4 protein-coding genes and 1 pseudogene are annotated in these 7,013 nt (G+C 40.6%); all 5 read left to right on the top strand.

The window, feature by feature from the left end; genetic code table 11:
- Positions 1-2,723 (top strand): SH3 domain-containing protein (locus J7E81_RS12960; protein WP_215042627.1); only part of this gene is annotated, 2,723 nt, incomplete at its 5' end.
- A 474-nt stretch (positions 2,724-3,197) separates the two neighbouring features.
- Positions 3,198-3,974, top strand: a pseudogene (locus J7E81_RS12955) (DUF3231 family protein).
- A 174-nt stretch (positions 3,975-4,148) separates the two neighbouring features.
- On the top strand, positions 4,149-4,793 hold the full coding sequence (gene trhA, locus J7E81_RS12950) for a PAQR family membrane homeostasis protein TrhA (protein WP_215042625.1): 645 nt from the start codon (positions 4,149-4,151) through the stop codon (positions 4,791-4,793).
- Positions 4,794-5,072: 279 nt separating this feature from the next.
- Entirely contained in the window at positions 5,073-5,699 is a 627-nt protein-coding gene (locus J7E81_RS12945) for a hypothetical protein (RefSeq protein WP_215042623.1), read from the top strand.
- Positions 5,700-5,911: 212 nt separating this feature from the next.
- Entirely contained in the window at positions 5,912-6,841 is a 930-nt protein-coding gene (locus J7E81_RS12940; protein ID WP_215042621.1) for an RCC1 domain-containing protein, read from the top strand.
- Positions 6,842-7,013: the final 172 nt, after the last annotated feature.

The raw sequence follows: 7,013 nt of genomic DNA, 5'->3' as shown, positions 1-7,013 counted from the left end.
GAGCTTCTAGCAGTGCTTCGGTAGTGGCGACTCTTTCGAAAGGGACCGCTGTCACTGTCTACTCTGAAGCAAATGGTTGGGCGAAAGTGAAGGCCAACGGGAAAGACGGGTATGTTAGCGCAAGCTTTTTATCTGCTACAAATCCTAGCAATTCCACTACGCCAGTTGCGGCTCAATCGACAACCAAGTATGTCAATGTCTCCGGCGGCTCATTGAATTTACGCAGTGGAGCATCTAGCAGCGCTTCGGTTGTGGCGGCTCTTTCGAAAGGGACCGCAGTCACCGTCTACTCTGAATCGAACGGTTGGGCGAAAGTGAAAGCCAACGGGAAAGACGGGTATGTCAGCGCGAGCTTTTTATCTGCTACAAATCCGAGTAGTACCACCACGGCAGGTGTGTCTCAAACGACAACCAAGTATGTCAATATCTCCGGTGGCTCTTTGAATTTACGAAGCGGGGCTTCTAGCAGCGCTTCGGTTGTGGCGGCTCTTTCGAAAGGGACCGCAGTCACCGTCTACTCTGAAGCGAACGGTTGGGCGAAAGTGAAAGCCAATGGGAAAGAAGGGTATGTTAGCGCGAGCTTTTTATCCGCTACAAATCCTAGCAATTCCACCACGGCGGGTGCTGTTCAAACGACAACAACCAAATATGTAAATGTCTCAAGCGGCTCACTGAATATGCGAAATGGGGCTACTACCAGTGCATCTATTATCGTCAAACTTGCCAAAGGGATTGCAGTACAAGTTCTTTCCGAAGCGGGAGGATGGGCAAAAATATCGGTCTATGGAAAAACGGGGTATGTCAACTCTAGTTTTCTATCAACAACAGACCCAAAAGCTACTGTAAATAATTCTACTCCAGCAGCAAATCAATCTATAACTAAATATGTAAATGTTAAAACTGGCTCCAGCTTAAATGTTCGGAAAAGTGCTTCCACCAGTTCTGCCATTCTGACAAAACTTACCCACGGAACAGTAGTAATGGTAACTTCCGAGTCAAACGGATGGGCGGAAATACAAGTGAATGGACAGAAGGGTTATGTAAGCTCTCAGTTTCTTACAGCATCTAAACCAACAACTGGTACTACAGCAGGTGCGGAGCAAACTATCAAAAAATATGTAAATGTCAGTGTAGGCTCTTCCTTAAACATGCGGAAAAGCGCCTCGTCAGATGCATCTATTTTGCTTAAGTTATCAAGAGGGGTAGAAGTAACCGTTTATTCCGTATCAAACGGTTGGGCTAAAATCAAAGTTTATGAACAAACTGGATATGTCAGTGCTCAATTTTTGTCTGATACAAAACCTACACCTGGAACAGACTCCACGACAGGGTCTGAAAGCAATTCAGATTCAGCTGCCAGTCCGAACCCTGACAGCAGTTCAGATTCAACATCCAGTACGAACCCGGATAGCAATTCAGATTCAACATCAAGCACGAACTCGGATAGCAGTTCAGATTCAACATCCAGTACGAACCCGGATAGCAGTTCAGATTCAACATCCAGTACAAACCCGGATAGCAGTTCAGATTCAATAGCCGGTACAAACCCGGATAGCAGTCCAGAACAGAACAATGGGGAAAAGGTTGTAAAATACGTAGATGTGATTTATGGCTCCAGCTTAAATATGCGCGCATCTGCTTCAGCTAATGCAGCCATTATTACAAAGCTGGCGCGGGGGACCGTTGTCACTGTCCTATCAGAGGATAGCGGCTGGGCGAAAGTAACAGCCAATGGTTTAACTGGTTACGTCAGCACTCGGTACTTATCAGCAACAGCACCTTTTAATCCGAATACAACAGCTAGTTCAACTGAAGTTACATATGAAAACTATAATACTAGCATAGAAGACATGGTAAAAACAGAGATGGCTGTTCATCCACAAACAGATAAGAAGTATAATACATTCATTAGGGAAGATGCCTTAAAGGTAACTAGTTCTACAGCTGCCATTGTCAATGGAGGAAGCTGGAATGTAAGAGGGGGAGCTGGTACAAATTATTGGGTCATCGGCCAGGTAACGAACCAGCAGAGTGTTCAACTCTTAAATAAAGTAAAGGGATCCGATGGCTATAATTGGTACCAAATTGCTTATGATAAAACTTGGGTTAACGCAAGCCCGGATGATGTGAGTTATTATTTGGATTCCAAAAATTTTCAAGGTAAGACGATTGATTCGCTGCAATTTCTAAAACTATCCGTAACCGCAAGTCTTAATGCTGATGAAGTAAACGCAAGAATACTAACCGGAAAAGGTATATTGGTAGGGTTAGCTTCCACGTTCATTTCAGCTGGCACGAAATATGGCATAAATGAAATGTATCTTATTTCTCATGCTCTATTAGAAACGAGTAATGGTACATCCCAGCTTGCAAACGGTGTCCAAATAAATGGAAAAACGGTTTATAATATGTACGGAATTGGTGCATATGACAATTCAGCTGTTACCAGTGGTGCTCAATTTGCTTATAATGCTGGTTGGTTCACTCCTGAAGCGGCTATTATTGGCGGAGCCCAATTCATTGCCAATGGCTATATTAATGCAGGACAAGATACGCTTTATAAAATGCGATGGAATCCGAAAGCAGTAGCGACCACGGGTACTGCAAGCCATCAGTATGCTACTGATATTGGCTGGGCAGCGAAACAAGTTTCGCAAATATACAATTTATATAGTTTAATAGATTCCTATAAACTAGTGTTAGAGATACCTAAATACAATTAAATGAGAAATACAATTAGATATGATTCTCAGTGATAAGATAGGGGCTGCCATTTAAGGCTGCCCCTATTTGTACTATAGGCCTCTTTTCCACACTTGCACCCAAACTTGCCCCTTTTGTACTCTATCATTCCCTACAAACGGTCTTTTAGCGTTTGTTTACCAATGTGTTAGGCATTGGGGTATTTCACTATAAATTATGTAGGCATTTTCAAAATCAAAACATAATTTAACATCTTCCTAATATGTTCCATTGCTGCTACCAAAAAGCAGATAATCTCTTCTTTAACATGCTCGTGTTTTTAAATCAAAACTCTTCCATTTATCAGTATACTTCATTACCAATTCCAAAAACTATTTTTAACATATATTTGAAAAATTGGAGGTATTCCCAATGAGCGCTCATGGGGAAGCAAAAACCAACACGTTAACCGCTGCAAAGTATCTGCTCTTTGGCTTCAGTATCTGGGCGTTAGTATGGCAACATGTGTTTACAAATATTTTCTTACCATCGTTGTTTTACTTTTTTACTCCTACATAATGACCATCCATGGGTTAACCGCTTATGGCTTAGCGATTACTAACTTGCAACGAGAAGACCTTCAAGATTATTTTTTTGAATGTACGGCAGACTCTAAGGATTTGTTCCAAAAAATAGTGAAATTGGCTAAAAATCAACCGAAGTTTGCTAGTGTCCCATCCATTCCCTCACCTGTTATGCCAGGGTTTATCGAATCACCAGGTTTCATTTATAATTTAATTGGAGACAAACGACCATTAAATAGTTCGGAAATCAGCACACTTTTCTTTAACTCAACAAAAACTGGATTTATCTGTTCATTAAGTTTGGCTTTTAGCCAGGTGGCGGGACAGGAAGATGTTCGTCATTTTATGTTGAAAAACGTTAAATTAGCAGGAAAAGATGCTCAAAGCTTTGACGCTATTTTACAGCAGGATCATCTGCCAGTACCTGAGAAATAGGATAATGAAATTACTAATTCTACTGTAAGCCCTTTTTCTGACAAATTAATCATGTTCCACGCAGGGTTTTTAGTAAATGCAGCTCTAACTTATTATGGTGCATCAATAGGTTCCAGCTTTAGATCCGATATAATCATGAATTATTCGAAGGTATTTACCCATGCATGGAGGCTGGAGCAATGTCTTACAATATTATGGTTAAAACATGGCTGGTTTGAAAAACAACCTGAAGCGATTGACAGAAAATCTTTGGCAAAGGGTTCAGAGAAATGAGATGAGAATGGTTTTATTCTGTGAGTAGCCAGCAATAGAAATGAAAGAAAGAGCTAGATATTTAAGTGAAAGAGTTCAAATAATAAAATCAACCTATGACATTTGTATATTCCGTTCTTGCTATTAGACTTGTTACAATAAATACTATCCATTCCATTAGGGGAGAATTTATTTATGGCTAACACACACACTTTTAGCAAGGGCGAGGAAGTCGCGAACTCCATTACTCACGGTATAGGTGCTCTTCTTAGCATTGCAGCATTGGTACTACTAATTGTATTTTCTTCATTATACGGAAACGCTTGGCACATTGTCAGTTTCACTTTATTTGGTTCTAGCATGTTATTAATGTATACATCGTCTACACTGTTACATGCATTTCCTGAAGGAAGCAAAGTGAAAGACTTATTTGAAATCTTTGATCATTCCTCTATTTACTTTTTTATCGCTGGAACGTACACACCGTACATGTTGTTAGTGGTTAAAGGGTGGCTAGGGTGGACTATTTTTGGGATCGTATGGGGACTCGCGATCGGAGGAACGGTGTTTAAATCCTTTTTTGTAAAGAAATTTTTATTTACATCCACTGCGTTATACGTATTAATGGGTTGGTTTATTGTACTCGCTTGGGGACCTTTATCGGAACACATGCCGCATTCTGGTTTAACATATTTAATTATAGGTGGGTTGTTCTATACTTTTGGATCTGTTTTCTACATTTGGCGGGGATTCAAATATCACCATGCTGTATGGCACCTTTTCGTAATGGCCGGAAGTATCATGCACTTTTTCAGCATACTTACACTTTTGCATGGATAACACAGGGGGAGTAGCTGAATATCAGCAAGTACTTTTCTACCGCATGGGAGGTAATGTAGAATTTATATGCTAAACCCAATTAAAGTACAATTAAATTAGTAGAAGCTGCCCCATTTGGAGTAGCTTCTTTATTTAATTAGCTTAGTTAAAAGAAACGTTTGTTATTGTGAATTATCGAAAAATATGAATATGATTATGTATGGAGTAATTTCTAAAGTACATTTTACATTTGATAAGAAATAAATTAATGTTTTTGAAATCAAAGATGGGAGGTGCGTTATGGAAGAAATATTAAATAAGATTCTTTCAGAACTGCAACATTTAGGTAATGGGCAAAAGGAATTAATCGGCCGCACCACCAATTTAGATAAGGGGCAGAAAGAATTAATCGGCCGCACTGACAATCTGGAAAAGGGACAGAAGGAGCTATTAAGTCGCACAGGCCAATTGGAAATAGGACAAGAAGAACTAATTAAAAGTCAAAAACAATTAACAGTTAGAATGGGAAGTGTTGAGAAGGGGCAACAAGAATTAATTGGCCGTACAGATAAGTTGGAGAAAGGGCAACAAGAATTAATTATAAATCAAAAACAATTAACAGTTAGAATGGGAAATGTTGAGAAAGGGCAACAAGAATTAATTGACCGTGCAGATAATTTGGAGAAAGGGCAACGCAAATTAATAAGCCGTACAGATAATTTAGAGAAAGGACAAGAACTTTTAATTTCTGGGCAACAAGAGATAAAAGATATGATTAAACACACTACTACTCTATTGACTGAAAATTCCACAAGCATCAGAAGAGATATGAAATCATTGGCATTTGATGTTAATTCAGATGTAGAGCTATTATTTAAAGAAATCGCAAATGTAAAAAGAAAAGTAAATAAACTAGAACCGAAATAAGCAATTATGATTTAAATCCGCTAGAAAAAGTAATCGATTTTTGAGGGATTCCAGTAAAATGATCACCTCTATTTAACTCTTCCGAATTCCTCCAAAAGAATTGAACATTTCATATATAGTTGTTATAAAAGGTTTATAAAAGAACAGTCTTCCACGATTGGTCTGACAATGTAGATAACTGCAAGGGTTGCTTATATTCAAGGGGGTACAATATGGATTATAGTTCACCGAAAGAAGCGGTGATAACGTTGAAACGGTGGCCTAAAGATACCATAGCCGCGGGTCGTCGTCATACTGTTGGACTTAAAACGGACGGCACGGTGACCGCTATAGGGGATAATAAATTGGGCCAATGTGAGGTAAGCGGCTGGCGCGATATTGTGGCGGTCGCGGCTGGTAATGTTCATATGGCGACGAACACGGGTAATGTTCATATGGCGACGAACACGGGTAATGTTCATACAATTGGTCTTAGATCTGACGGAATCGTGGCGGCCATGGGTTGGAATAAGCATGACCAATGCAATGTAAACGACTGGCGCGATATGGTAGCGGTTGCGGCGGGTTGGCGTCATACCATTGGGGTTAAATCGGATGGCACTGTAGTTGCAGTGGGTCGAAATAATGAAGGTGAATGCAATGTGACCGGCTGGCATGACATTGCAGGAGTCGCGGCGGGTGACTGGCACACCATCGGTCTTAAATTAGACGGTACGGTGACGGCTGTGGGTAATAATCGTTATCGCCAATGCAATGTAAGCGGCTGGTGCGATATTGTGGCGGTCGCGGCGGGTTATCTTCATACCATCGGCCTTAAATCAGACGGCACGGTGACCGCTGTAGGTAATAATAAATATGGTCAATGCGATGTAAGCGGCTGGCACGGTATTGTCGCAATCGCGGTGGGCAGCAATCATACCATAGGGCTTAAATCTGACGGTACGGTGTCGGCTGTGGGTTGGAATAAGTATGACCAATGTAGTGTAAGTGATTGGTACGATATTGTCGCGATCGCGGCGGGATGTGCCCATAGCATCGGGCTTAAATCGGATGGTACGGTGATTGCTGTGGGTGATAACGAATATGGTCAATGCGATGTAAGCGGCTGGCACGGCATTCAACTGCCTGGCATTAGTTTTTAATAAGCCTAATTCCCGATAAAAAAATGGAGGGATTTGAGGGGAATAATAGTTAATTTGTTAGGTCTGCCATTCTTGGCAGGCCTTATTTTATGTGACTCTTCATTTTTCCGCTCTAACTTCTCTACAAACGAGGCAAGCATTACTTGAATAGTTCCTTATCTATTTTTTACTA

It is taken from the genome of Bacillus sp. ISL-18 (genome assembly GCF_018613415.1).
GTDB lineage: Bacteria > Bacillota > Bacilli > Bacillales > Cytobacillaceae > Neobacillus.
This window is presented reverse-complemented; position numbering and strand designations above follow the sequence as displayed.

What these genes read in the sequence shown, in the direction of transcription:
- trhA (WP_215042625.1), top strand. Translation starts at nt 4,149, where the DNA reads ATGGCTAACACACACACTTTTAGCAAGGGCGAGGAAGTCGCGAACTCC.
- J7E81_RS12945 (WP_215042623.1), top strand. Translation starts at nt 5,073, where the DNA reads ATGGAAGAAATATTAAATAAGATTCTTTCAGAACTGCAACATTTAGGT.
- J7E81_RS12940 (WP_215042621.1), top strand. Translation starts at nt 5,912, where the DNA reads ATGGATTATAGTTCACCGAAAGAAGCGGTGATAACGTTGAAACGGTGG.